At 70.3% G+C, this 24,114-nt stretch carries 18 protein-coding genes; 14 read left to right on the top strand and 4 right to left on the bottom strand.

Annotated features, from left to right (window positions below):
* Positions 1-307 precede the first annotated feature (307 nt).
* From ACWGKS_RS05835 to ACWGKS_RS05795, 9 genes are all read left to right on the top strand, one after another.
* Positions 308-2,599 carry a HelD family protein gene (locus ACWGKS_RS05835; protein ID WP_358511586.1) on the top strand — a complete coding sequence of 764 codons (2,292 nt, stop codon included), beginning with the start codon at positions 308-310 and terminating at the stop codon, positions 2,597-2,599.
* 346 nt (positions 2,600-2,945) lie between these two features.
* Complete coding sequence (locus ACWGKS_RS05830) at positions 2,946-4,685, top strand: hypothetical protein (RefSeq protein WP_358511583.1); 1,740 nt, start codon at positions 2,946-2,948, stop codon at positions 4,683-4,685.
* A gap of 2 nt (positions 4,686-4,687) precedes the next feature.
* Positions 4,688-5,221, top strand: coding sequence for a hypothetical protein (locus ACWGKS_RS05825; RefSeq protein WP_452521902.1), 534 nt, complete (start codon positions 4,688-4,690; stop codon positions 5,219-5,221).
* A gap of 10 nt (positions 5,222-5,231) precedes the next feature.
* Entirely contained in the window at positions 5,232-6,011 is a 780-nt protein-coding gene (locus ACWGKS_RS05820; RefSeq protein ID WP_358511577.1) for a hypothetical protein, read from the top strand.
* Positions 6,012-6,210: 199 nt separating this feature from the next.
* Complete coding sequence (locus ACWGKS_RS05815; protein ID WP_452521900.1) at positions 6,211-6,693, top strand: hypothetical protein; 483 nt, start codon at positions 6,211-6,213, stop codon at positions 6,691-6,693.
* A gap of 301 nt (positions 6,694-6,994) precedes the next feature.
* Positions 6,995-8,044, top strand: coding sequence for a 2-keto-3-deoxygluconate permease (locus ACWGKS_RS05810; RefSeq protein WP_358511571.1), 1,050 nt, complete (start codon positions 6,995-6,997; stop codon positions 8,042-8,044).
* Complete coding sequence (locus ACWGKS_RS05805) at positions 8,041-9,255, top strand: four-carbon acid sugar kinase family protein (protein WP_452521898.1); 1,215 nt, start codon at positions 8,041-8,043, stop codon at positions 9,253-9,255. Before ACWGKS_RS05810 ends, ACWGKS_RS05805 begins: the two co-directional genes overlap by 4 nt.
* A complete protein-coding gene (gene pdxA, locus ACWGKS_RS05800; RefSeq protein ID WP_452521896.1) occupies positions 9,252-10,283 on the top strand; it encodes a 4-hydroxythreonine-4-phosphate dehydrogenase PdxA in 1,032 nt (343 codons plus the stop codon). Before ACWGKS_RS05805 ends, pdxA begins: the two co-directional genes overlap by 4 nt.
* 81 nt (positions 10,284-10,364) lie before the next feature.
* Positions 10,365-11,264, top strand: a complete 900-nt coding sequence (locus ACWGKS_RS05795; RefSeq protein ID WP_452521895.1) for a GntR family transcriptional regulator — start codon at positions 10,365-10,367, stop codon at positions 11,262-11,264.
* Between the two features lie 297 nt (positions 11,265-11,561).
* Here the strand turns inward: ACWGKS_RS05795 and ACWGKS_RS05790 are convergent, their stop codons facing one another.
* From ACWGKS_RS05790 to ACWGKS_RS05780, 3 genes are all read right to left on the bottom strand, one after another.
* Positions 11,562-13,841, bottom strand: a complete 2,280-nt coding sequence (locus ACWGKS_RS05790; protein ID WP_452521893.1) for a catalase — start codon at positions 13,839-13,841, stop codon at positions 11,562-11,564.
* Between the two features lie 271 nt (positions 13,842-14,112).
* Positions 14,113-15,015 carry an SEC-C metal-binding domain-containing protein gene (locus ACWGKS_RS05785; protein WP_452521891.1) on the bottom strand — a complete coding sequence of 301 codons (903 nt, stop codon included), beginning with the start codon at positions 15,013-15,015 and terminating at the stop codon, positions 14,113-14,115.
* 214 nt (positions 15,016-15,229) lie between these two features.
* The gene (locus ACWGKS_RS05780; RefSeq protein WP_358513435.1) at positions 15,230-15,910 is read right to left on the bottom strand and encodes a DUF1028 domain-containing protein; all 681 of its coding nucleotides are present in this window, start codon (positions 15,908-15,910) and stop codon (positions 15,230-15,232) included.
* A 421-nt stretch (positions 15,911-16,331) separates the two neighbouring features.
* Here ACWGKS_RS05780 and ACWGKS_RS05775 point away from each other — a divergent pair, with 421 nt between their 5' ends.
* Entirely contained in the window at positions 16,332-18,185 is a 1,854-nt protein-coding gene (locus tag ACWGKS_RS05775; RefSeq protein WP_452521889.1) for a sigma factor-like helix-turn-helix DNA-binding protein, read from the top strand.
* A 297-nt stretch (positions 18,186-18,482) separates the two neighbouring features.
* On the top strand, positions 18,483-19,703 hold the full coding sequence (locus tag ACWGKS_RS05770) for an AI-2E family transporter (protein WP_452521887.1): 1,221 nt from the start codon (positions 18,483-18,485) through the stop codon (positions 19,701-19,703).
* A gap of 64 nt (positions 19,704-19,767) precedes the next feature.
* Here the strand turns inward: ACWGKS_RS05770 and ACWGKS_RS05765 are convergent, their stop codons facing one another.
* Positions 19,768-20,781: an alpha/beta hydrolase gene (locus tag ACWGKS_RS05765; RefSeq protein ID WP_358513427.1), complete on the bottom strand. Its 1,014-nt coding sequence runs from the start codon at positions 20,779-20,781 to the stop codon at positions 19,768-19,770.
* A 309-nt stretch (positions 20,782-21,090) separates the two neighbouring features.
* Here ACWGKS_RS05765 and ACWGKS_RS05760 point away from each other — a divergent pair, with 309 nt between their 5' ends.
* The 3 genes from ACWGKS_RS05760 to fmdA all read left to right on the top strand — a co-directional run bounded on the left by ACWGKS_RS05760 (position 21,091) and on the right by fmdA (position 23,976).
* The gene (locus tag ACWGKS_RS05760; protein WP_358513425.1) at positions 21,091-22,203 is read left to right on the top strand and encodes a DUF4185 domain-containing protein; all 1,113 of its coding nucleotides are present in this window, start codon (positions 21,091-21,093) and stop codon (positions 22,201-22,203) included.
* Between the two features lie 201 nt (positions 22,204-22,404).
* Positions 22,405-22,692 (top strand): hypothetical protein, encoded by a 288-nt coding sequence (locus tag ACWGKS_RS05755; protein ID WP_452454864.1) that lies wholly within the window; start codon positions 22,405-22,407, stop codon positions 22,690-22,692.
* A 27-nt stretch (positions 22,693-22,719) separates the two neighbouring features.
* Positions 22,720-23,976, top strand: coding sequence for a formamidase (gene fmdA, locus ACWGKS_RS05750; RefSeq protein ID WP_452454863.1), 1,257 nt, complete (start codon positions 22,720-22,722; stop codon positions 23,974-23,976).
* The last annotated feature ends 138 nt before the right edge of the window (positions 23,977-24,114 follow it).

Here is a 24,114-nt window from a genome sequence, read left to right as displayed (position 1 = left end):
CCGGGGTCGCCTCGAAAGCAGAAAACGACCGCCGGTCCGGGCGGTCGCTGTTCGTTGAATGCGAACTGATCGGTGCGCCGCCTAGGTGCGGCGCCACCACTGTCCGTTGATCGGTTCGGTTCGCATGGGGCCGAGTGTAGCGGCTGTGACGAGCCGGTGGGACGGGGACACGAAAAAACCCTCGCCCGTGATGGGTGAGGGTGGCGTGCGCGAAGGGGTGGCCGAGGAGGGAGCGCCTCTGTTAGAGTTCTCTATCCATCCGCAAAAATAGAGCTATTCGCTAACTTCTCACCGCAAGGATAGCAGCTTGAACAAAGACCGTCAAGATGGTCCTTCCGTCACGGCGACGGAGGCCGCGGCGATCGCCACCGAGCAGGAACGCGTCACCACGATGTACGAGCGCCTGGACGTGCTGCGCGCCCGGGCCGGCGAGCGGTTGGCCGCCGTCCATCTCCAGGAGGACCGCTCCGGCTACGCCGCGATCGTGGAACGGGAGACGCGTGCCCAGGAACAGGCCCTGCGCGGCGCACAGCTGAACGCGGTGGAGGAGGGCCTGTGCTTCGGCCGGATCGACCTCGCCCACTCCGACGGGGACACCGAGGCCCGGTACGTGGGCCGGATCGGCCTGCGCGACGGCGAGTACGAGACCATCCTCGTGGACTGGCGCGCCCCGGCCGCCCGCCCCTTCTACGCCGCCACCCCGGGCGCGCCCGAGGGGATCACCCGCCGCCGCCACCTGCGGATCCGTCGCCGCACGGTGATCGGCCTGGACGACGAGGTGTTCGACCCCGACGGTCTCAGCGATGGCGACCGGCGGCAACTGGTCGGCGAGGCCGCGCTGTTGGCCTCGCTCGATCGCGGCCGGACCGGTCGGATGGGCGACATCGTCGCCACCATCCAGGCCGAACAGGACCGGGTCATCCGCTCCGCCCTGTCCGGGGTGTTGGTGGTCCAGGGCGGGCCGGGCACCGGCAAGACCGTGGCGGCCCTGCACCGAGCCGCCTACCTGCTCTACACCCACCGCGCGGTCCTGGAACGGCGCGGTGTGCTGGTGGTGGGCCCCAACCCGGCGTTCCTGCGCTACATCGGCGACGTGCTGCCCTCCCTGGGCGAGACCGACGTGGTGATGCGCACCGTGGGCGAACTCCTGCCCGGGGTGGAGGCCACCGCGCGCGAGGGCCACGACGTCGCCGCGATCAAGGGGTCCGTGGCCATGGCGGACTTCGTGCGCGCCGCGATCGACGACCGACGGCGCACCCCATCGCGGGCGTTCGGCGAGGAGGACCTGCGGGTGAGGACCGACGCCGGCGACCTCGTGGTCCCCGGGCCGGTGTGCGAGGGGGTCCTGACCACCGCCCGGGGCCTGCGGCTGTCGCACAACGTGGCCCGCAAGTACGTGGTCACCACCCTGCTCACCGAACTCGCCCGCGCCGAGGCCACCCTGCTGGGCCGCCCGGTGGTCGAGGAGGACCTGCCCTTCATCGGCGAACGCCTCTGGCACGAGGACCCCGTCCGGTGGGCGTTGGACGCCCTGTGGCCGGACCTGACCCCGGGGCGGCTGCTCGGTGAGTTGTTCGCCGACCACGAGGCCCTGGCCCGGGTGGCGACCGCGTCCAAGGTGCCCGATGCCACCACCCTGTACCGCCCTAACGGGTCCCCGTGGACGGTGGAGGACGTCCCCCTGCTGGACGAGGCCGCCGAGCTCCTGGGCCACGACGACAGCGCCGAACGCGCTCGCGATCGGCGGGAGGAGGCCGAGCGCGCCGAGGCCGAACGCTACGCCCAGGGGGTGCTGGAGTTCACCGGCCTGGCCGAACAGGAACTCTTGGGGCTGGACGCCGCGTCCCTGGCCGACCGTCACCGGGCTTCGGGGCCGGCGACGACCACCGCGGACCGGGCCGGGGCGGACCGGGCCTGGACCTACGGACACGTCATCGTCGACGAGGCCCAGGAGTTGTCGTCCATGGCCTGGCGGTCGATCATGCGCCGGGTCCCCACCCGTTCCCTGACGGTGGTGGGTGACGTGGCCCAGACCGGCAGCGCCGCGGGCACCTCCTCGTGGACCGCCGCGCTCGAACCGTACGCCCGCGACAAGGTGCACGTGGAGACGCTGCGGGTCAACTACCGAACGCCCGCGCCGATCATGGCGGTCGCCGCCGACGTGCTGCGCGTGGCCGCCCCGGACCAGGAGGTGCCCGAGTCGGTGCGCGAGGACGGGGACCCACCCCGGGCCGTGCGGCTCACCGAGGACCTGTCCGGGCTGCCCGCCCTGGTGGCCGAGGAGACCGAGGCGATCGTGGAGGGACGGGTCGCCGTCATCACCTCCGAGGCCTCCCTCGTGGAGGTGGCCGAGGCCCTGCCCGGAGCGGGCCGCCCCCAACGGCGTCGGGACGAGGAGGCGGCGCCCGTGGTGGTGCTGTCGGCCACCGAGTCCAAGGGGTTGGAGTTCGACTCGGTGATCGTGGTGCGCCCCGAGGAGGTGCTCCACGGGCCCCGCGGCGCCAACGACCTGTACGTGGCCGTCACCCGCGCCACCCGCCGGTTGACCGTGGCCCACGACCGAGAACTGCCGAGTCTCCTTTCCCGATTGCGCGACTGAGGTGATCCGAGCACGTGGTCGGGCTGGAATAGGCGATGTCCCATCCCGGCCACCAAAGGATTCCCCCGCTGAATTCCCCCCTTCACCCCTGATCGAACACGCGCCCCGCACGCACCCCCACCCGAAGAAGAACCGCTTCACCCACATGAGCACTCACCAGGACCATCGGCACCCGAAGGGCGGACGAAGAACACCATGAATCCACTCAAGTTCCCCAAAAAGGCAAACATACACATTTCGATTTTCGCCCCAGAGAATTACTCCGTTCGATGTCCGATCCCCCAATCCGCGCCCTATAATTCTGGTTCATTCCCGCGGAAGAAAACTTCTCTGGACGAAGGGAAGAATGGAAGCACCGAACCAGACCCTCCACGGCCATGACGCCTCCCCCACCCCGGAAGCACCGTCCTCCCCCTTTCCTCCCGTCGACACCGCTCCGCACCGTCGCAGTGAGGCCACCCGATTGCTCAGCGCGGGCACCTACCTCGACCCCGCGTTCCGGGACACCGTCATCACCGAGCTGGTCGAGCACCCCGAACGATTGGTTCCGCCCTCCCTGGGCTACGACGCCTCGACCGTCCTCGGACACGCCCTGCGGGCCCGGAACCTGGATCTGGGGAGCGCCGTCCTGATCCTGCTGATCTGGGTGACCGGCCTGACGATCATCACGCTGAGTCTCCCGGTCACGAACTGGAACCTGAGCCTGGACCCGGACCAGGCCGGGCCCGGCCTGGGCGGCGCCCTGCTGATCTCGCTGATGCTCTTCACCGTGGCGAGCCTGCTCTCCTTGGCCCGACGCTCCCCGTACGGACAGGGCCGGTCCGCCCTGGTGGTCGACGGCTCGGGCAATCCACCGACCGGACGATTCGCCAGGTTCCGCTTCGGGATCCTGCCCCTCTCCACCTGGTTCTTGATGGCCCTCTCGGCGTACGTGATCCTGTCGACCTTCGTCACGGAGAAGATCGTCGAGGGCCTGGTGGTCCTGTCCCTACCGGCGCTGCTGCTCCTGGTGGGGGCCTGGCACCGAAGCGCGATCTCCAGGATCTTGTGGACGGAGCTGTCCCGCGACCGGTTCACCGGGTTCCCCCCGGACACCTCCCATACGCCGTTCGCCTCCCGACGCGCGAGGATCCTGGCGGCGATCGAGACCGAGCAGTTCTCTCCCCTGGCCCTGTACAACGCGGACGAGCCGTTCCTGGGCGCCGGGGTGCCGCGCAAACCCTGGTCCCTGACCCTGGAACTGAGGCCGCGGCCCGGCCAGGCGACCGCCCCCGGGCGCCTGTCCGGCCGCCGGGTGCTCGACCTCATCATCCCCCGGCTGGCCGAACTCACCGAACGCACCACTCGCACCAGCCAGGACCGGCTCAACGAACTGGAACTGCGGGAGTGCGTCTTCCTGCCGAGCGACCTGCCCGAGGATCTGCGCCGCGCCACCCTGCCCTACCGGGCCACCGACGTGCACGCGCACCTGGCGGAGGCCACCGGGGAAGGCGCCGAACAGCGACGGCACTTCCTGCGCATCCGAGTGGGCGGCTGGCAGGAGGAGGTCGTCACCACCGTCTTCTTGCGCGTGCACACCCAGGGCGACCTCCTCGTGCTGGAGGTACTGCCCTACGTGCTGGCCCCACCGCGGTCGAGTTTCCACCAGGTGGACGACCTCACCGAACGTTCGATCCGGCTACGGATGTCGACGCTGGCGGCCGGCCCGGCGGTGACGGTCGCCACCCTGTTCTCCGGGTTCAACGCCCTGCGTTCCTGGACGCGCGAAGGGTGGCGTGCCACATCCCACCTTCCCCTGGAGGGGCCTCGGGTCAGCATCCGGGAGGTGGGGGCGCGCGAGACCTGGTCGATGTTCCAGGAGATGGACATCAACCGCTACGTCACCACCATTCAGGACCGCATCACCTCCGGTACCCACCAGGCCCTCGCAGAGGCCGGCTACATGACCGACGAGTTCCAACAACAGGTGGTCAACGTCGGTGGCGGTGGCGTGTTCGTCGGTGGGTCCATGGCCGGATCGATCGCCACCGGAAGCGGAGCCCGGGCCAACACCGCCGACGCGCCCCCTCACACGGACCAGGAGTAGAGATGACGAGTACCAACGACGACAACGACCGGACCGGCACGGGCTCGGTCTTCATCGGAGGGTCGGTGCGTGGTGGAGCGTTCTCCACCGGTACCGGAGGCGACGCCCGAACCTCGGTTCCGGTGGGACGAGACGACGTGCCGCCTCGACCCGACCGACAGGTCGCTCCCGCGCCGGCCGGGGACCACTCCGCCGGTTCGGTGGTCATCGGCGGCGACGCCGAGGGCGTGTCCATCGCCACCGGTGAGAACAGCACGGCGCGAACCGACGTCACGCCCGACGACGAGCGGTTCCAGGAGCTCCTGGAGCAGATCCGGTTGTTGCGCGGGCAACTGCCCCTGCTCGCCGACACCTCCGAAGTGACCGTGGTCGACGCCGAACTGGCCGAGGCCGAGCTCGCGATCACCCAGAGCGGCAGCGCCGACCAAGGGCTGTTGCGCCGACTGTGGGAGCGGTTGGCCCCGGGGAACACGGCTCTGGGCGCCCTGGCCTCCGCGGTCACACTGGCGGACATGGCGCGACGTCTACTGACTTGAGGAAGGACCGATGTCGAAGAACCTGCGTTGGGACGCCGAACGGCAGCGTTGGGTCTCCTTCCCAGAGCCCTCGGGTGGAGCCGTCTCCGTTCGGTCGGTGTCCGCCTATCCGGTCCGATCGTTCACGGTCCTTGGGTTCTTGATCGTCCTGATGCTGACCGCGATATTCGTCCTCCCCGACGACGATGACGAGGACGACAAGGACGAGCAGAGCGTCTCCGCCGGGACCTCCGAACCCGAGGAGAACCCCCCGCCCTCCCCTCCCGATGACGTGCCCACCCTGGGCGCGGACGAAGGCGCGGACGAAGGTGGGGGCGAGGAGGATCCCGCACCCGACGGCTACAGCGTTTGGGAGGACCATCAGGGTTTCCTCCTGCACGTGCCCGAGCGTTGGAGCCGTGAGGAGGAGCCGCCCGAGGATGGCGTCTTCAAGGTCTTCTTCACCCCGGACGCTCGACGTCACTTCATCCAGGTCAGGTCCTTCGGACCCGACGTCACCTCCCCCGGGCGGGCGCTGGACCGGTTGGAGCACGAGGCGGGGTCCCGTCCCGAGTTCGATCGGGAGGACCAGGACACGGAAGAGGGCCAGGAGGTGGACGAGGTGCTCTCCTACCGCTACGAGCACGACGTGCATGGTCCCTTCCAGGTGTTCGCGCGCGCTCTCCTCGGTGAGGACGGCGAGGTGTACGCGATCCTGTCCGCCGGTCCCGAACCGGAGTACAACGGTGTCCACGGCCGTTTCGTGGGGAGCGCCTATTCCTTTCGTGCGGTCGGGGACGACCGGTTCTGATCACGACCCTGGTAGTGCCGTACCGATAGGTTCGAGCAGGGCCGCCATACCGGGGCAACGGAGGCCCGTGGGGTCAGGGATTCTTTCATTCACTCGTCAGCCGTTTCGGGGAGAAGCGAACTCATCCGGCCCGGGGCGGGGATCTGCGGCACCCTTGGGTCACGTTTCCCACCCAACGCGCGAAGGAGCGGAGCGACCCGTGCCCGTCGAACCACTCCCACTCCCCCGACCCGTCACCGGCGTGTTCGTCCGGCAGATCGTCCAGACCGCCTGTCCAGGTCATTTCGCCCTGGTGTGGCTGGACGCCGAACCACTTCCCGAGGATGTCCCGGCTCCCGGCTCCGTGGCGTTCGTCGACGACCTGCCCACCGAGTGCCACGAAGCCCGTCGGCGTACCGATGCCCCGATCCCCAGCGAATTCGTCACGGCGTTCGAGAACGGGTTCCGGGAGGGGTGGCGACTGCGCGGACGCGGAACGCCTCCGTACACCGTGCGCGTCCTGTTGCGTGACGCCGTCTGGCACGACGTCGACTCCAATCGGTGGGGTTTCGAGCAGGCGGGTCGGTGTGCCGCCGGTGAGGTTCTGGACTGTGTCCGCGAAGGGAGGGCGCCCCGACAGGCGGGACGCCCTCGCCGTCCCGACCGTCCCATCCCGCCCATGCCGCGCCTTCGCGCCCGCTGAGCCCAGCGGAGACCTTCAGCGCGCCGAGGGGGAAGCGCAGCACTTCCCGTACTCGCGCCCCGAACCACGCCGGCAGGCCCGTCCGCCTTCCGATGGCCGGGCGCCGCGGACGGATCCGTCCGATTCACATTGTTCGAAATGCCCTTCCCATCGGGGATCCGAGCGTCGGAGGGCCCTCTTCGGCGTGCCCGGATGTGAGTAGGGGGTGGCGCGGAACAAAATTGTACGTACACTCTGTACGGACAATATGTGACCCGGCCCCGAGACTCGCCGCCCGAGGGGCCCTTTCGAACGGACACTCATGCGTGACGACCACGGGTCGGTGGTTCCCCTCTACCACTGGCTGAACAAGATCCCCGGCGGAACCATGCTGGTCCCGCTGGTGTTGGGATCGATCCTGGGCACCTTCGCCCCGGGCGCGCTCGACATCGGCAGCTTCACCACCGCGCTGTTCAAGGACAGCGCCATGCCGCTCATCGCCCTGCTGATCTTCGCGACCGGCACCCAGGTCACCCTCCGCACCAGTGGCCCCGTCCTGGCCACCACCGGTGTGGTCCTCTTGGGCAAGAGCGTCGTGCCCGGCCTGCTCATCATCGCCCTGGCCATGGCCACCGGCCCCGAGGGGATCCTCGGTGTGTCGATCCTGGCGATGATCGCCGCCGCCACCAACGCCAACGGCGGCCTGTGGCTGGCCATCACCGGCCAGTACGGGCGCACCAAGGACCGCGGCGCCTACATCGCCGGCGCGGTCAACGACGGCCCGTTCTTCGCGCTGCTGTTCATCGGCGCCTCCGGGCTCGGTCAGATCCCCTTCATGACCCTGCTCGCCGCGATCCTGCCGTTCCTGCTGGGCGTGGTGATCGGCAACGTGGACGCCAAGTGGCGCGAGGTGCTCAAGCCCGTGCCCGGCATTGTCATCCCGTTCTTCGCCTTCGCCCTGGGCACCGGTATCGACCTGGGCGACGTCGTCCGCGGCGGTCTCGGCGGCATCGTCATGGGCGTGGTGATCGTCCTGTTCACCGGCGGACTGGTCTACCTGGGGTACCGCTTCCTGCTGCGTCGCGGTGGTGAGTCCGGCGTCGGGTTCGCCGCCGGGACCACCTCGGGCAACGCCGTGGCCACCCCGGCCATCGTCGCCGCCGCCGACCCGTCCTTCGCCGCCTACGTCGGCACCGCCACCTCCCAGGTCGCCGCGAGCGTGCTGGTGACCGCCCTGCTCGCGCCGCTGGTCACCACCTGGGCACTGCGCCGCGCCGGCGCCCGGCCCGCCGAGGCCGAGCGGGCCGAACAGGCCGCACTCGACGGGGCCGAGAGTCCCACGGACACCGTCACGAAGGGGGACCGGTCATGAGCGCCACCGCTCACGACGCGTCATCCGCGCCGCACATCGCCGTGGTCGCCGACGACCTCACCGGCGCGGGCGACACCGCCGTGCAGTTCGTGCGCGCCGGTTGGCGCACCGAACTCCAGTTGGCCGCGGCCCACGCCACCGCCGACGTCGTCGCCGTGACCACCGACTCCCGGGCCCTGCCCGACGAGCAGGCGGCGGCGACGGCCTCCGCCGAGGTTCGTCGACTGCGCGAGGCCGGTACGAGGCTGCTCTACAAGAAGGTCGACTCCACGCTGCGCGGCCCCATCCGGGCCGAGATCGACGGCGTCCTGGCGGCCTGGCACCCGGGTTCGGTCGCGGTGGTCTGCACGGCGTTCCCCGCCAACGGTCGTATCGTCCGTGACGGGGTCCTGTTGGTGGACGGTGTGGAGGTGCACCGCACCGCCGTGGGCACCGACCCCGTCTCCCCGGTGACCGAGAGCCGCGTCGCCGAACTGTTGGGCGCTCGGCACGTGCGCCTGACCGGGACCGACCCCGAGCAGGACGCCGAACGGCTGCGCGCCGCCGGACCGGTCGCGGTGGTCGACGCCGAAAGCGACGAGGACCTCGCCCGGATCGCCGCGGCCATCACGCTCCTGGGCGACCGGGTCGTCCCGGTCGGTTCGGCCGGTCTGGCGACACGGCTCGCCGAGTCCTGGCGTCCGGTCCGCGAGCCCGCACCCGCACTGGTGGTGGTCACCTCGCTGCACCAGGCCGCACGCGGTCAGGTGCACGAGTTGGTCGTGGACGAGTGGACCCGGGTGGAGCAGCCCACGACCATAGACCTGGGCGACGACCAGGCGTGGCGGGCCTGGTCCGACAAGGTCGTGGCCGGGTTCGATCCCGCCTGCCCGCACACCGCGCTGGTCGCGCCCGACGACCGTGACGGTGGCCTGTCCCCCGCTCTCGTGGCACGCCGGTTCGGCGAGCTGGCGGCGCGCGTGGCCGAGCGGCACCCACTGTCCGGTTTCGTCGTCACCGGAGGCGACGGCGCCCGAGCCCTCACCGAGGCGCTGCGGGCACGTTCCATCACCCTGACCGGAGAGGTCGCCCCCGGTATCCCGCTGGGCACCCTCACCGGAGGCCCACACGAGGGGCACTCCATCGTCACCAAGGCCGGGGGCTTCGGTAGTCCCAACGCCCTCATCGAGGCCGCCGACGCGGTCCGCCACACGAAAGGCACCCACGCATGAGCCACCGCCCCACCCTCGCGGTCACCCTCGGCGACGTCGCCGGAATCGGTCCGGAGATCACCGCCAAGGCACTCCTGCACCACCCGGAGGTCCGCGAGTACTCCCGACCGGTGGTCGTCGGTGACTTCGACGCGCTGCGCAACGCCGTCACCGCGGTGGGCGGCGACCCCTTGGCGGTCAACCCGGTCGAGTCTCCCGCCGACGCGGCCGACGACCCCTCGGTGATCGACATCGTGCAGACCGGCCCCTCCCTGGGCCACGTCCCGACCGGTGAGCTGAGCGCCGAGGCCGGCGACGGGGCCGCCCGGTTCGTGATCGAGGCGGTCGACCTGGCCAAGCGCGGCCTGGTCGAGGGCATCGTCACCCCGCCGCTGAACAAGGCCGCCATGCACCTGGGCGGGCACGACTGGCCGGGCCACACCGAACTGCTCGCCCACGAGTTCGGGGTGCGCGACTACAGCCTCGTGCTGTCCGCCGGGGAGCTGTCCTTCTTCCACCTGACCACGCACGTGTCGCTGCGACGGGCTATCCAGGACGTCACCCCGGAGCGCACCCTTGAGGTGCTGCGGCTGATGAACGCCTTCGCCCGCGCGCAGGGCTCCCCGGACGAACCCATCGGCGTGGCCGGACTCAACCCGCACGCGGGCGAGAACCGGCTGTTCGGCGACGAGGACGCCGACGTCCTCGCGCCGGCGATCGAGCTCGCCCGCGCCGAGGGCATCAACGCCCACGGACCGATCCCCGCCGACGCCCTCATCCCGGCGGCGGTTCGCGGAAACTGGAAGCTGGTGGCGGTCTGCTACCACGACCAGGGACACGCGCCGTTCAAGGCGGTCTACGGCGACGACGGGGTCAACATCACCGCGGGGCTGCCCGTGGTGCGGGTGTCGGTGGACCACGGCACCGCCTTCGACATCGCCGGGCAGGGGATCGCCCGTGAGGCGAGCCTGGTGTTGGCGCTGCGTCGGGCCGCCGAACTCGCCCCGGGCTGGGGCCACGTCTGGCGGGCCACGCGCTCCGAGGCCTGACCCCGGGGCCGCACCGCGCTCCGCGTCCCGTCGCGGAGGCCACCCGTTCAGCGAGCGGGTGGCCTCCGCGCACTGCCTAGAATGGCCGTCATGCCTGTCGACCGCTCCGACCCGCGCCCACTGCACTCCCAGGTGTCGGACGTGCTGCGCGCGCAGATCCAGGACCATACGATCGCCCCCGGGGAGACCCTGCCCAGCGAGGCCGCCCTGCGCGAACGCTTCGGTGTCTCGCGCAGCGTCGTGCGTCAGGCGCTGTCGACCCTGGAGGACGAGGGTGTGGTCCGTCGCCCGCACGGTCGGGCGGCGGTCGCCGCGGTACGCGCCGAACACCACCGTCTCGTGCAGCGGGTGACCGGCCTGTTCGACCAGTTCTCCGCCGAGGGGCTCGCCCTCTCCACGAAGGTGGTCTCCCTCGACCCGGTGCGTTCGGGGGTGCCCTCCGCCGAGGAACACCTGGGCACGCGTTCCCTGCTCCGTCTGGAGCGGGTGCGTTCGGTGGACGGGGACCCCCTGTCCTACGTGCGCACCTGGCTGCCCGCGGACCGGTTCGCCGGGCTGGACGCCGAGATGCTCACCGACTCCTCACTGCACCGGCTCATGGAGTCGTACTTCGGCGTGGTGCCCTCCGGTGGCCGACGCCAGATTCGGGCGGTCCCCGCCGACCCGGGGATCGCCAGGGAGCTCGGTGTGGCCGAGAACTCCCCGCTGCTGCTCTTGGAGGGCGGTACCTTCGACCGGTCCGGTACCCCGCTGGAGTGGTTCGAGAGTTGGCACCGGTCGGACCGGGTGGTCTTCGACATCGAGGCCGCAGGGTCCACCGAACAGGTGAACATCGCGCCGGGGCCGTCCCTGGCCCGTCCCGACCGGGGCCGTGCCCAGACCCTGGACACGGGCACGGACAAGGGCACGGACACGGGGTTGGACCGAGCGCTGTCCCTCGTCGACGAGCTGCGCTCCGAACTGGACCGCCTGCGCGACTGAGAGCACGAAGTGCACCCGTGCACGTGCTCCTTTGCTCTCGCCCCCGTGAGGAGACGGGAGGAGGTGCGCCACGAGAGCCTGGCGTTCGCCATTCGGTCTTCTCGCACCAGGGTTTTGTGAACCCGCCGCCAAAAGAAATCCGGCACCGAATTCACCTGCGACGATATCGCAGGAACCGTCCGTGATCGGCGGGCCCTGTGCCCCAAGCCCCGTACGAGCTCGTTGCCAGATAGGGCCACCAGGACTGTGGTCCCCGCGGAGCGTTCACTCCACGGGGACCACAGCGTCCACCCCCGGTCAGGCGTGAGTGGGGAACCGGTCCCAGACCCGGTGCCGTCCGAGCAGGTCGACGACCTCTCGCAGGATGGTCCCGCCCTGGTCGCCCACGACCACACCGAGTGACTCCACGGGAACCCCCGCCGCGTCGAGCGCCGGCCGGGCCACGTTCAGGGCGCCCAGCGCCTTGGCGTGCCGGTAGGCCTCGTTGAGCATGAGCGACACCCGCGGATCGACGGCGGTGTCGGCGCCTCCGGTCCACGCCTTGCCGTCACGGGACGGGTTGGCGTCGTCCCCCGCGGCGGGGAGCCCCGCCACGATCAACGCGTCGAACTCGATGGACCGGGCGGTGGCGAAGCTGCGCTGCACGGTGATCGGGTCATCGCCCGAGGCGCCGAGCGTCCCACCGGTGGGGCCGACCACGAGCGGCACCATGCCCCCGTCGAAGATCTCGTCCCTGAGTGCGCGGACCACGTCCAGGTCCGATCCATCGTCGGCGATGACGCCGATCACCCGCCCCTTGGTCGGCCACGTGCCGCCCAACTGTGAGAGCGCGGGACTGGGCGCGGGCGATTCGAGTTCCCGGGTGGCCTTGGGCGCCGGGAGTCCGAGTCCGCCCGCCACCTGCTCGCACAGGTAGGGGTCGACCTCGGCGAGCGCGCGTAGGGTGCGTTCCTTGATCGCGTCCTCGTAGCACTTGCCGAGTTCGAAGGTGAACGCGGAGATGGTGTGCTCCCGCTCGACCGACGACAGGCTCAACCAGAAGAGGCGTGGCTGGCTGAAGTGGTCGGCGAAGGATTCCGGCGCCTCTCGGACCCGCCGGGAGGCCTCCACCCGCGCGGGGACCTCGACGTACCCGCCCTCTTCGGCGCCGGCGAAGAAGGGGCAGCCGCCGTCCAGGCTGTTGGGCTTGTACGGAGCGACCCCCTCGTGCACCGCCGTCTGGTGCATGCCATCGCGCAGCATGTCGTTGACGGGCGCGTGCGTACGGTTGATCGGCACCTGCGCGAAGTTGGGCCCGCCCAGTCGGGTGAGCTGGGTGTCCAGGTAGGAGAACAGGCGCCCGGCCAGCAGCGGGTCGTCGGTGACGTCGATGCCGGGCACCAGGTGGCCCGGGTGGAAGGCGACCTGCTCGGTCTCGGCGAAGTAGTTGGACGGGTTGGCGTTCAGCGTGAGCAGGCCGATCGGCTGGACCGGCGCCAGCTCCTCGGGAACGATCTTGGTCGGGTCCAGCAGGTCGATGCCCTCGAAGGTCTGGTCGGGCGTGTCCGGGAAGGTCTGGATGCCCAGCTCCCACTCCGGGTAGGCGCCCGCCTCGATCGCGTCGGCCAGGTCCCTGCGGTGGAAGTCGGGGTCGGCGCCGGCGACGAGCTGCGCCTCCTCCCAGACCAGGGAGTGCACACCCGCCTTGGGCTTCCAGTGGAACTTGACCAGGGTGGTCTCGCCACCTTCGTTGACCAACCGCCACGTGTGGACGCCGAAGCCCTCCATGGTCCGGTACGAGCGCGGGATGCCGCGGTCGGCCATGAACCAGATGGTGTGGTGCAACGCCTCGGTGTGCAGGGACAGGAAGTCCCAGAAGCTGTCGTGCGCGCTCTGGGCCTGGGGGATCTCCCGGTCCGGGTGCGGCTTGACCGAGTGGACGACGTCGGGGAACTTGATGGCGTCCTGGATGAAGAACACCGGGATGTTGTTGCCGACCAGGTCGTAGACGCCCTCGGAGGTGTAGAACTTGGTGGCGAAGCCGCGGGTGTCGCGTGCGGTGTCCATCGACCCCCGGGAACCGGCAACCGTGGAGAACCGCGTGAACGTCGGGGTCTCCACGTCCTTGCGCAGGAAGGCGGCCTTGGTGACGCTTGTGGCCGTCCCGTACCCCTTGAACACACCGTGGGCGCCGGCTCCACGGGCGTGCACCACACGTTCGGGGATGCGCTCGTGGTCGAAGTGCATGATCTTCTCCCGCAGGTGGTGGTCCTGCAGGAGCACCGGACCGCGGGGGCCCGCCTTGAGCGAGTGGTCGGAGTCGGGCAGCCGTGTGCCCTGGGCGTTGGTCAGGTAGGCGCTCTCCTGGGAGCGCGAGTCGGCCAGACCCTCCACCGGGCGGCCCGTCGCCGTGTACGAGGCCGGCTTGTCCTGGTCGGGTTTGGGCGGCAGGGGCGCCCGCGGTTCGGTCGGCTCCTCCAGGGACGGAGGCTGCTCGGTCGGGCGGCCGGGGATGTCCGCGGCGGGGTCCTTCTCCTCCGAGACCGCCTCCGCGACCTTGTCGACCGCCGCCTTGATCGGGTTGGTTTCCTTGGCCATGGCTCTCCCTCACGCGTACGGGTTGCCGACGCGCGTCGATATGACACACGGCTACAGCCCATGACTTTCGGTTGCGTCGCACACGCTCCGCTACCCGATGGTGAGTCGGCTGACGCATGAGTCCCACGAATCACGCGAACCTATACCCGGGTTTTGCCCGAGCCGGTGGCCGCGAGGTCGGCCGGCCCCTGGACCAGGTCACCCCCGTCCGACGGGACGCGCCGCTCACCGGTACCTGCCCGCTCGCGCCCATGGCGGCGGCGTCGACCGGTCAGCGCGCGGAAGGGGATCCGCAGCACTTCTTGTACTTGCGGCCCGAACCGCACCAGCAGGGCCGATTGCGCTCCGGTGGCCAGGCGACCACGCGGTCCTCGGGCAGGGTGCGCGCCCACGCGTTCCGTGTCTCCTCCGCCGCCGGGTCGAGTCCGTGCTCGCCCGCGTAGGCGTCGATCTCCGCCTGCTCGGCCAGAACGATCCGTTGCCCGTTCCCGCCTTCGCGCAGCGCGCGTTCGAACCCCGAGTAGTGTTCCCGGGCCCGTCCGACGACCACCACCCGGGCGTCGGGGGCCTCCTCGACGGGTTCCTCCAGCAGACCCATCTCCTCCTCCAAGGAGGGGCCGGCCCCATCCGCCGCGCGCACCGCGCGATCGTGTTCGTCCGCGGGCAGCCCCAGTCGTTCACGCACCCGCGCGCGGCCCATCAGCGGCAACAAACCCACGGGATCCATGCGCTCCAGCAGTTCCACCGGCTCGGCGAGGATGCTGCGACAGGCGATGTTGTAGCAGTACAGGGCACGATCCAGGTCCCCGTCGGCGGCGAACTCGTCGGCGAGCACCGCCGCCATGGGCCGGCCCAGCACCCCCGGGCTCATCAGTTCGTCGATGAGTCCGTCGGCCTCCGCCACCGCGCCCTGGGAGCGGAGCAGGCCCGCCAACATGTGGGTGGCGTACTGGCGGTAGTCGGGTTCGGGGGCGTGTTCGCGCAGCAGGTCGAGCACCCGACGGGCCAGGTCGGGGCGGCGCTCGCGCATCTCGGCCGCGGCGCCCAGGAGGATGTCCCCCGTCTGGTCGGGGGTCTGGGCCAGGTCGTCGAGCAGGTGCTGGGGCAGATCCATGTCGAGGATGGCCGCCACCAGCCGAGGTGAGAGCGGGGCCGAGTAGGCAGGTTCGGTCATCCCACCAGGCTAGGGCGTGTTCCGCGAATACGTACCCTGCTGCACGGCGCCCCAGCGGCACCGTCACAGCGTTCTCATCAGTCGACAGCCAAACCCGGGCTGACTCCTTCTTCGGCCTTGTGCCGGCACCACTGGATGCGCCGCTCGCGACGGGCAGCATCCACGGAACACGCCCTAGAAGCCCCCGGCACGTGGCCGACCTCACGCCGCCCGGTCATTCGTGGAGCCGCTCGAAGGAGCCGCCCGGGTCGGCCCTGGTGGGCAGGGCCGCCACGAACGGCAGCAGCTCCCGCCGGGCCACGCCGTGCACCCTGCGCAGTTCGGCGACCGGGTCTGGGTGTTCGTCCACCCGCAGGTCCAGGTAGGGGTAGGGGTTGCCCATGTGCACGTACAAGGCGGCGCTCTGCCTGCCCCTGCGGTCGCCTCCGGCGGCCTGCCCCGCCTCCAGGGCGCTGAGCAGCCGTTCGTCGAAGGTGAGGTCCGACTTCGTCGACCAGGCGTGGACCATCGCGTCGAGGGTGTCCGCGCCGGTCAGGATGTTGCCCGCCACCGCGAAGCCGTCCCCGGTCCGGTGACCGCACCAGGGGTGGGTCATGGTTCCGGTGTGCGCGGCCGAGCGGCCTTGCCGGTCCACCACGACCACCTGACGCGAGTCGGGGTCGGGGTCCTTGGCCAGTGCCCCCTCCAACGCCTCCGCCGCGGGGCGTGAACCCAACAGTTCCAGGGCGTCCACCCCCAACAGCGGGTTGATGAGCGCCTGTGTGGCGACGGCGCCGAAGTCCGCGTGCGCGAACACCGTCAACGCTCCGATCGCCGGCATCCGGCTGCTGATCGCCACCCCGCACGCGCCGCTGCTTCGATCGTGGGCGACGATCGTGAAGGTGCCCGCGTACAACAACGTTCCGTTCCTCCCACACCCCGGCCGACCAGGTCCTCGGCTCACCGAGGATCGTACCGATCGGGGTGGCGGTCCCGGTCGTCGGGGACGAGGATCCGGGCCGCGGACGGGCGAAGGCGCGGCCGGAGCGCTTCCGTGGTTCCCGCATGGATCCGAGGCCGACCCGCGAATCCTGTCCGATGCCGTAACCGTTGGCTTCGGGCGGACCGAAAACGGGCGGGGAAACGCCGCCGAACCGCTCGTTTAACATGTCGTCCATGGACCGAATCACCTACGTGGAACGAAGGCGGCACCCCGGCAACCGCTATGCGTATCCCGCATAACCCCGTCCCGGGTGACGCGCGCGTGGGAGGAACGTGTGATGTTCCCACCTCACGAACCGTCATCTCCCGATCCCCCGACCACGGAAAGGTCGCCCTTGTCCAGGTCCCTCGACATCCGTCTCGCCCACCTCGTCCCACCCCTCGACGACACCTGCGAGGAATCCGTCCGGCAGGCCCTGGGACATCCCGACCTCTTCGAGGAACACTGGTGGCGGCAGGTGACCCTGCCCCGGGCCCTGCACACCGTCGGCCCCGACCACCTGGCCACCGGCCTGGCCCACCTCACCCTGGATCACTGGGAGGATCTCGCCCTGGGCGAGATCATGCCCGCGCTCTACCTCACCGGTGAGCACCCCGACGTCCTGGCCACCCACCCGCACGAGTGGCCCGACCCCGAGGGCGCCCACAAGTACCTGCACGACCTGTACCTGACGGCGCTGGACCACCTGCCGTGGGAGGCCCCTCCCACCGGCCCCGGTACCGGCCCCCTCTTCACCGAGATCGAGGGGTGGTTCGCCACCGCCGATCCCCGACGCCGCGCCGTGGCCGGCCGCCGGGTCCTCACCCTGGACTCCGAGACCCTGGACACCCTCGGCTCACGCTTCGGGGTCACCCGCGAACGCATCCGGCAGATCCACAAGCAGGTCGCCCAGGAGGTGCGCTCCCGACTCAAGGGCGCACGAGGCGCACGCACCGCCGCGCACCTGCCCGAACTGTCGAGGAACCTGGGTGTGGCCACCCCGCTCGACGCCTTCTGGGACCTGTCCCCCGAGTACCCCGACGTCCTCCCCTCCCTCGACCTGCGCGTGGGCGAGGTCCTGTTGAGGCTGCTGCCCGGCCACCGGGTCGTCGACGGCTGGATCACCTCCGAGGAGTCCACGGCCCTGGTCAAAAGGCTCACCGAGGAACTGGCCGAGCGGACCGTGATCCCCTTGGAGGAGGCCGAACGCGTGCCCCTCGAAGGCGGCGTCCCCCAAGAGCACGCCCTGGGGTGGCTGTCCACGCTGCCGCACGCGCGGGTGATGGACGGCCACCTCGTGCGTTGGGGCCGAAACCTCCCCGACAAGGCCTTCGCCGTGCTGACCGCCGTCGGACGCCCCCTGCACTTCGACGAACTCCTCGAACGGGTCGGCACCGGCTTCAACGAATCCGGTTTCCGGGAACGCGTCCACGGCGACGAACGCATCATGCGCCGAGACCGACGGCTGTTCGGACTCCGTGCCTGGGGCGGCAGGGAATACCTCGGCCTGGAGGAGACGATGCGCCGTCAACTGGTCGAGGCGGGCGGTGAGATGCCCGTGGGCACGCTCATCGAACGCATCACCGACTGGTTCGACATCACCGAGAATTCGATCCGCGCCATGGCAGCGGGCAGCGAGTTCACCCGCCCCCGCCCCGGCTGGGTGGCCCTACCGGGTCTCGTGGCGGCGCGGACCCCCTATCGGCCCCGGCGGGTGGTCGAGCGGACCCGGCGCTGCTTCCGCGACACCGAGGGGTCGTGGTGGCTTCGGGTGGAGCTCAACGGCGAACACCTGCGCGGGTCGGGCTTTCCGATCCCCAGCGGTTTCGCCGTGAGCGTGGGGATGGGTCCGGGTTGCCGCCTGCCGGTGCGCATCGGTGATCGCCCCTCCATAGCGGCGTGGAAGAACCAGCCGTTGATGAACTCGATCCGCCCCCTGCTCCTGGTCGAGGACGCCCGGGTCGGCGACCACGCCTTCATCACCCTCACCGAGGGACGGGTGCTGTGCCGGCTCCACAAGGCGGACGCCGTCCCCGACGATCCCTTCGCCGCCGCCCTGTACCTGGCCGGGCGTTCGCTCACCGACGGTCTGTCCTCCCTGATCCATGCCGTCGGTCTGCCCGAGGACGCCGAAGCGCCCGAGCTCATGGCCCACCTGACCGACCGCGGCGACCAGGACCTGCTCACCCTCCTGACCCCGCACCTTTGACGTCCCCCGGGGGAAGGACGCCCGCGCCCCTCCCCCGGACGTCCATTCGCCCTCCCCCGGGGCCCCGCCCCTCACCTCCCGCGCAACCTCCCACGCACCCCTCCCGTGCACCGGTGGGCCCCTCGCACGCCCTCGGTGTCGGTACGGTGGACCTCGTTCTGCCGAAGAACGACGTCGGCGCCCCGCGCCGAGGTCGGCGAAGGACCACCGAGCGCGCCCCCGTGCTCCAGGGCCGGTTTCCCCTCACCGTCCGGCAAGGGTCCCGCCGTACCGAGTCCACAGTGAGGAAGATCCCGCGTGTCCACCAGCCCCTCCCCACCCCGTGCCCCGCGCCACGACCGCGGCGGCGGCATGCCCCGGTGGCTGCCCCGCGCCATGCTGCTGGCCCTGTGGATCGTCATGGCCTTCGGTGTCGGGCTGTGGCTGTTCCTCAAGCTGCAGAACCTCTTCATGCTGTTGTTGATCTCCCTGTTCCTGGCCCTGGCCCTGGAACCGGCGGTCAACTGGCTGCACCGGCACCGCTGGCCGCGCGGACCCGCGACCGGGGCGGTGATGCTGGTGGTGCTGGTGGTGGCCGTCGTGTTCTTCAGCATGCTCGGTTCCATGCTCATCGGTCAGGTCCTGGCCTTCGTCTCCGAGGTCCCGTCGATGGTCCGGGCCGCCCTGAGGTGGGTCAACGGCACGTTCGACACCTCCTACTCCCCCACCACGCTGCTCAACGAGGTCTCCAGCGTCAGCGGACTCATCGAGCAGTACGCCACCGGCATCGCCAACAACGTGTGGGGAGCCGGAACGACCCTTCTGGTGCTGCTGTTCAACGCGCTGACGGTCGCGCTGTTCACCTTCTACCTGTGCTCGGACGGCCCGCGTTTTCGCCGGGTGATCTGTTCGGTCCTGCCCCCGCGCACCCAGCGCGAGGTACTGCGGGCCTGGGAGATCGCCGTGGCCAAGACCGGCGGCTTCCTGTACTCCCGCGCGCTGTTGGCGTTGATCTGCGGTGCCGCGCACTACGTGGTGCTGATCCTGTTGGACGTGCCCTTCGCCTTCGCGCTGGCGCTGTGGATCGGGGTGCTGTCCCAATTCATCCCGACCGTGGGCACCTACATCGGCGGCGCGGTCCCGGTGCTGGTGGCGCTGGTCGAGGGTGTGTGGCCGGCGGTGTGGATGTTGGTGTTCGTCATCGTCTACCAGCAGTTCGAGAACTACCTGCTGCAACCGCGGATCACCGCCAAGACCCTGGACATGCATCCCGCCGTGGCCTTCGGTTCGGTCCTGGCGGGCGTGGCCGTGCTGGGCGCTCCGGGCGCGCTGCTCGCGTTGCCGATCGGCGCGAGCCTTCAGGCGTTCCTGGGCACCTACATCCGGCGCTACGAGGTCGCCGAGCACCCGCTGTTGCCGGCCAGGGCCGTGGCGGATGACGATCCCGGGCGGGCCGAGGACGAGACCGAGGCCGAGGACGGTGGGGTCCCCGACTCGTCCTCCGAGGGAACCGATCGGGATCCGGGCGCACGGGACTGACCGCGCCCGGTCGGGGCCGCGCCCGTGCCCCCGACCGGACGTGTCCCGACCGGCGCGATCCTCTCTACCCCGCCGAGCGAAGCCGTTCGATCATGCCGTCGAGGTCGCGCCGCACCAGGTCGGGGCGGACGAAGTGGCCGCCGTCCGGCTCGTGCGAGTCGTGCGGGATGCCCGCCTCGTCCAGGGCGGCACGGAACTCCCGCTGCCCGGCCAGCACCTGCTCCTCGTTCATCCGGTCGAACAGGTCGAAGCGCTCGGGGCTGTTCCCCGCGACCAGGAAGACGCGCTTGCCCCGGTAACGCTCGATGTTCTCCACCGCGTTGTCGGCGCTGACCCGGGCCTCGTCCCACGGCGCCCCGTAGACCATGCCGCCACCGAGCTCGAAGGCGGCGGAGGTGAAGTTCGCCCAGTGGGTGACCACCCCGAGGTCGCGGCGCGTGCTGGCCGGTCCCGAGTAGGAGCTCACCGAGGCGAAGTGGCCGTAGTACTTGGCCGCGTACTTGAGCGCTCCGAAGCCGCCCATCGAGAAACCCGCCACGGCGCGGCCGTCGAACTCGGCGTGCGTGCGGAAGTTCGCGTCGACCCAGGGCAGGACCTGGTTCATGTGGAAGGTCTCCCAGTTGCGCGGACCCACGTTGGAGGTGACCGGGTTGGAGTACCACCCGCAGGGCCCGCCGTCGGGCATCACGATGATGATCTGCTTGTCCTGGGAGAGTTCGCGGATTCCGGTGCGGTCCCAGCTGATGAAGTCCGAGCCGGGGCCGCCGCCGTGCAGTAGGTACAGGACCGGGTAGGTGCGGCCGTCGTCCCGGTAGCCGTCCGGTACGAGGACGTTGACGCCGGGGTTCCAGCCGATCTCGTCGGTCTCGAAGCGGTAGTACCACATGCGGGGGTCGTCCTCGTTGTGGTCCACGAGGCGCAGCCCTGCGTGGTCTGGGGCGGGCAGGTTCCGGGTGACCGGTTCGGCGTGGGCCGCCGAGGTCGAGGCGAAGAGGCCGCCGGAGGTGACGGCCAGTCCGAGGGAGAGTCCGCCGACGCTCTTGAGGAGGGCGCGCCGGTTCGGGGGGTTCGAGCTCAAGACGACTCCTGGGGTGCGGGGGCCGGCCACCTCTTCGTGGCCGCCGCCTCAGTGAAACAGGAGGACGCGGCGAGCACACCGGGGCTTCGGATAACGGATCAGTTAATTTTCGACCAACGAGCCCGCAAATCATGTTGGTTTCCTACTTCTCCTGCCGACCCCCGCGAACAGCGCGCCACCGTCGGGTTTCGCGCGCGAACCGGTCCGTGACGGCTCCGCGGGCGCCCCACCGGCCCCGTTTCCTCTGGTTGACACCACATCCGCGGCTGTCGATCCTGACCGTTCGACCACTCGCACGTAGGAGTGACCATGATCGACCCCCGCACCCCTCGTCCCCCGCAGATCGACCGGTCCACGTTCCTTCGCACCTCCGCCGGCGCCCTCCTGGGGTCCGGACTCCTGCTCGGCACGGGCTCCCCCGCCGGCGCCGACGAAGCCTCCTCCCGCCAAGCCCTGGAGGTCACCAAGATCGGCGACCTCACCGGCCCCGGCCTGACCACGCGCTTTCGCATGGAGGCCACCGACCTGGGCATCCCGGTCCGCACCCCCGACGGGCGGATGCTCTTCGTCTTCGGCGACAGCTTCGAGGGCGCCACCGTCGGCGGCGGTTGGTGGCGCTCCCCCACCGCCCTGTACTCCACGACCACCGACCTCGACGCCGGTGTCCAGTGGTCGGGCGCGGTCGGGGGTGAGGCCGCCGAGCAACTGTGGCACTACGACCACGACAACCCGGTCTTCACCACCGTCCTGCCCTCCGACGTCATCACCATCGGCGACACCATGTACCTGCACGCCATGGTCAACAACGGCCTGGGCAACGTGGTGTGGACGGAGATCTGGCGCTCCGACGACTCCGGCGCGACCTGGACGCACACCGACGCGCACTTCGACGCCCACCTGCACGACGGCTTGTTCCAGCTGCTCACCTGGGCAGAGGGCGACGACGGATACGTCTACGTCTACTCCACCTCCTTCGACCGCAGCCGGCCGATCATCATGCACCGGGTCCCCACGGCGGCCATCGCCGACCCGGCCGCATACGAGCCCTGGGGGTACCGCGAGGGCGTGTGGGGCTGGGGCAACCCGCCCACCCCGATCCTCGACGGCGCGTTCGGGGAGATGTGTCTGCGCCCGATGGCCGGAAAATGGGTCTTGACCTGGTTCGACGCGGGCGGCTACCGCATCGACGGCATCATCATGGACACCCCCACGTCGAACCTGCACACGGCCCACCGACGCACTCTCGTCCATGGCGGGACGTGGGGCCACGAGGACGACTCCCACGTGGCCCAGCTCTACGGCGGCTACATCATCCCCGGTTCCACCCCCGACGAACTGCACCTGAGCGTCAGTCAGTGGAACACCGACCATGGCTGGCCCTACAAGGTCATGCAGCACCGGATCCGCGGGTTCGGCGCGTAGCGGATCCTCCTCGCGAAGGGGTGGCGCCTCTCGGGTCCCCGAGGCGCCACCCGGAACACACGCGGTCGCTTGCGGGCCACGTCGGCGACCCTTGATTACACTCCGCAATAACGTCATCACGCTCAACCCCGACCGCGTCGGGGTGGGTCATGCCGCGCGATCAGCGGGATCTTCGGAACATTCGCCGACGAGGAGGTCGTCTTGGCCGAGTACCGGTTCGAGTGCGGGGAACACGGCGGCATCGACATCGAGGCGGCGATGGGAACCGCGCCCTCGACCCTGCCCTGTCCCACCTGTCACCGGCCGGCACGTCGGGTGTTCGGCGCGCCGATGCTCAACCGCTCCCGCGGAGCCGTGAGGAGCGCCTACGAACGCGCCGAACGCAGCGCGGACGCCCCGGACGTGGTGCGGTCGCCACCACCCCGGGCAGGGCGGCCCGGAGCGCGCTTCACGAACGATCCGACACACCGACGACTTCCCAAGCCCTGAGGTCGTCCGCCTGGAAGGGACTCGACCATGCCCGAACTCCTGTTTCCGCTCGACTCGTCCAAGCCGTTCACCGACCAACGGGTCATCGGCCACAACAGGTACCACCCCGACATCCCGCCCGCCGTTCGGGTGCGCCCCGGATCGACGTTTCGCATGCACTGTCGCGAGTGGTTCGACGGCGCGATCAAGAACGACGACTCCGCCGAGGACATCCGCGACGCCCCGATGTCCAAGGTGCACGCCCTGTCCGGTCCGGTGGGGGTCGAGGGCGCCGAACCGGGCGACCTGCTGATCGTCGACGTCTTGGACGTGGGACCGCTACCGCAGGAGGACTCCGGACCGCTGGCCGGCCAGGGTTGGGGTTACACGGGTATCTTCGCCAAGAGCAACGGCGGATCGTTCCTGGTCGACCGCTTCCCGGACGCCTACAAGGCGGTGTGGGACTTCCACGGCGAGGTGGCCACCTCCAGGCACGTCCCGGGGGTGTCGTTCACCGGCATCACCCACCCTGGGTTGATGGCCACCGCCCCTTCCGCGGACATGCTCGCGCGCTGGAACCGCAGGGAGGGCGATCTGATCGCGACCGACCCCGACCGGCTGCCGCCCCTGGCGCTGCCACCCGAACCACGGGACGCGGTCCTGGGGAGCCTGAGCGGCTCGGAGTTCGACCGGGTGGCCGCGGAGGCGGCCAGGACGGCCCCGCCCCGGGAGAACGGCGGAAACCAGGACATCAAGAACCTCACCCGGGGTACACGCGTGTTCTACCCGGTCTTCGTCTCCGGGGCGAACTTCTCCGTCGGCGACCTGCACTTCTCCCAGGGCGACGGTGAGATCACCTTCTGCGGTGGCATCGAGATGAGCGGGTACATCGACCTGCACCTGGACCTGATCAAGGGCGGCATGGAGACGTACGGGGTGAGTGGGAACGCCGTCTTCATGCCCGGCAAGACGCCGCCCCAGTACTCCGAATGGCTGGCCTTCTCCGGGATCTCGGTCACCGAGGACGGCGAACAGCGCTACCTGGACTCCCAGCTCGCCTACCAGCGCGCCTGCCTGAACGCGATCGACTACCTGACCAGGTTCGGGTACGCCCCCGAGCAGGCCTACCTGCTCTTGGGCGCGGCACCCATCGAGGGGCGTTTCTCCAGCGTGGTGGACATCCCGAACGCGTGCGCCACGGTCTACCTTCCGACCGCGATCTTCGACTTCGACGTGCGGCCCGCCAAGTCGGGGCCCGTGCGGATCGACCCGGGGATCGGCGCACCGAGGGCCGCGGGGACATGAGCCCCCTCGACACGTAGCGGATCCTCGTCGCGGACGGGTGGGTGGCGCCTGTCAGATCGCCGGGGCGCCACCCGGAACACACGCGGTCGTTCACCGGCCTCGCCCCGGGCTCGATCAGGTGTGTCGCGGCCCGACGAC

The organism is Nocardiopsis sp. NPDC055879, assembly GCF_053615935.1.
This window is presented reverse-complemented; position numbering and strand designations above follow the sequence as displayed.

Excerpts from the sequence above, each read along its gene's own strand:
- ACWGKS_RS05830 (WP_358511583.1), top strand. The coding sequence starts at position 2,946 with ATGGAAGCACCGAACCAGACCCTCCACGGCCATGACGCCTCCCCCACC.
- ACWGKS_RS05825 (WP_452521902.1), top strand. The coding sequence starts at position 4,688 with ATGACGAGTACCAACGACGACAACGACCGGACCGGCACGGGCTCGGTC.
- ACWGKS_RS05820 (WP_358511577.1), top strand. The coding sequence starts at position 5,232 with ATGTCGAAGAACCTGCGTTGGGACGCCGAACGGCAGCGTTGGGTCTCC.
- ACWGKS_RS05810 (WP_358511571.1), top strand. The coding sequence starts at position 6,995 with ATGCGTGACGACCACGGGTCGGTGGTTCCCCTCTACCACTGGCTGAAC.
- ACWGKS_RS05805 (WP_452521898.1), top strand. The coding sequence starts at position 8,041 with ATGAGCGCCACCGCTCACGACGCGTCATCCGCGCCGCACATCGCCGTG.
- pdxA (WP_452521896.1), top strand. The coding sequence starts at position 9,252 with ATGAGCCACCGCCCCACCCTCGCGGTCACCCTCGGCGACGTCGCCGGA.
- ACWGKS_RS05795 (WP_452521895.1), top strand. The coding sequence starts at position 10,365 with ATGGCCGTCATGCCTGTCGACCGCTCCGACCCGCGCCCACTGCACTCC.
- ACWGKS_RS05790 (WP_452521893.1), bottom strand. The coding sequence starts at position 13,841 with ATGGCCAAGGAAACCAACCCGATCAAGGCGGCGGTCGACAAGGTCGCG.
- ACWGKS_RS05785 (WP_452521891.1), bottom strand. The coding sequence starts at position 15,015 with ATGACCGAACCTGCCTACTCGGCCCCGCTCTCACCTCGGCTGGTGGCG.
- ACWGKS_RS05760 (WP_358513425.1), top strand. The coding sequence starts at position 21,091 with ATGATCGACCCCCGCACCCCTCGTCCCCCGCAGATCGACCGGTCCACG.
- fmdA (WP_452454863.1), top strand. The coding sequence starts at position 22,720 with ATGCCCGAACTCCTGTTTCCGCTCGACTCGTCCAAGCCGTTCACCGAC.